The organism is Pseudarthrobacter cellobiosi (assembly GCF_023913755.1).
Taxonomy (GTDB): Bacteria; Actinomycetota; Actinomycetes; order Actinomycetales; family Micrococcaceae; genus Arthrobacter; species Arthrobacter cellobiosi.
This window is the reverse complement of record NZ_JAMXBJ010000003.1, coordinates 1-1,667: the sequence shown is the minus strand read 5'-3', so window position 1 is coordinate 1,667 and position 1,667 is coordinate 1. Positions and strand designations below refer to the sequence as shown.

The 1,667-nt window shown below is 67.1% G+C and carries 1 protein-coding gene; it reads left to right on the top strand.

Going from position 1 to position 1,667, the window contains the following annotated elements; genetic code table 11:
* The first annotated feature begins 122 nt into the window (after positions 1-122).
* Positions 123-1,517, top strand: a complete 1,395-nt coding sequence (locus tag NG696_RS00015) for an IS1380 family transposase (RefSeq protein WP_252563034.1) — start codon at positions 123-125, stop codon at positions 1,515-1,517.
* The last annotated feature ends 150 nt before the right edge of the window (positions 1,518-1,667 follow it).

Genomic DNA, 1,667 nt, shown 5'->3' with positions numbered 1-1,667 from the left:
CCTTGATCCACCGATGTTGCTCGGGGCGCCGACGGCGGTTTAAACCGAGAATGCCCGTCTTTTCAAGGAAAATGGAGCTTGTCTAGAACCCATTGACCACCGAAAAGAGAGGCATCTCGTAAGTGCAAGTTTCGCATAAGCCGTCCGCTGTGTCAGTTTCCTTTGATGAGCCGAACCTCGTGTCGGCTGCCGGGCTGCTCCCGGTGATGACGCTGGCCCGAGACGCCGGCCTGCATGGGCTCGCCGATGAGTGGCTGTCGGTCCCGACGGACAAGGGCGCGAACGCCGGGCTGAAGGTCGCGTCCCTGGTCGCCGGGATGGTCGCCGGCGCCGATTCGATCGAGGACATGGCCTTGCTGCGCCACGGCGGGATGAAGCGGCTCTTCAGCGCCTGTTACGCGCCCTCGACGCTGGGTTCGTTTCTGCGGTCCTTCACTTTCGGGCACGTGCGGCAGCTGGACGCGGTCGCGTCCCGCTTCCTGGCCAATCTGGGGACCCGGGCCCCGCTGCTGGGAGCACCCGCCGCCAGTGACTTCGTGTTCGTGGATGTCGACGACACGATCATCGAGGTCCACGGCTATTCCAAGCAGGGCTCCGGCTACGGGTACTCCGGGGTCCGCGGCCTGAACGCGCTGCTGGCCATAGCCTCGACGAAGGACACCGCCCCGGTGATCGCCGCCCAGCGGCTGCGCAAGGGTGCGGCGAACTCGGCCCGCGGCGCCAACCGTCTGATCACCGACGCCCTGTCCACCCTCAAGCGCGTCCACGTCGGCGGGCGGGTGCTCTGCCGTTTCGATTCGGCCTTCTACGGCCATGCCGCGGTTTCCGCGGCCCTGGCCGGCGGGGCGGAGGTCTCGGTGACCGCGCGCATGGACCCGGCCGTCAAACGCGCCATCGCCGGGATCCCGGACACGGCGTGGGAAACGATCGAATACACCGACGCGGTCTTCGACGAGGCCGCCAGCACCTGGGTCTCCAAGGCCGAGGTCGCCGAGACCGTGTTCACCGCGTTCTCCTCCCGCAGAAAGGCCGAGCAGATCACCGGTCGGCTGGTCGTGCGCCGCATCCCGGAACTGAACCCGAAAACCGCCGACGGGCAGGAAACCCTGTTCGACACGCACCGGCACCACGCGTTCTTCACCACCGTGGACGCCGAAGTTCTGGACACCGTCGCGGCCGACAAAACCCACCGGAAACACGCCATTATCGAGCAGGTCAACGCCGACCTTAAGGACAGCTCCCTGGCGCACCTGCCTTCAGGTGTTTTCGCGGCGAACTCAGCCTGGCTCGTCGCCGCGGTCATGGCCTACAACCTCACCCGCGCCGCCGGGATCCTCGCGGCCGGGTCCTTCGGCAAGGCCCGCACCGGAACGATCCGCCGCAAACTCATCCACGTCCCGGCCAGGATCGCCACCAGCGCCCGACGGATCCGTCTTCACCTGCCCGAAGCCTGGCCCTGGAAAACACCATGGCAGGCCTTGTCCGACCACCTCTACCCGCCGCCGCGACCTGCCTGACCCCCGTCAACCCAGCCGCACGGCGCGACCAGAACAACCAGTGGAACACTCAAGGGGCAGCGAGGCCCGGCACCCCAGCACGCCCTTCGCCCGCACAACGAGCCGAAACCGAATTCAGCTCATCCGCCCAGGCGGATCGGTGGATCGAGG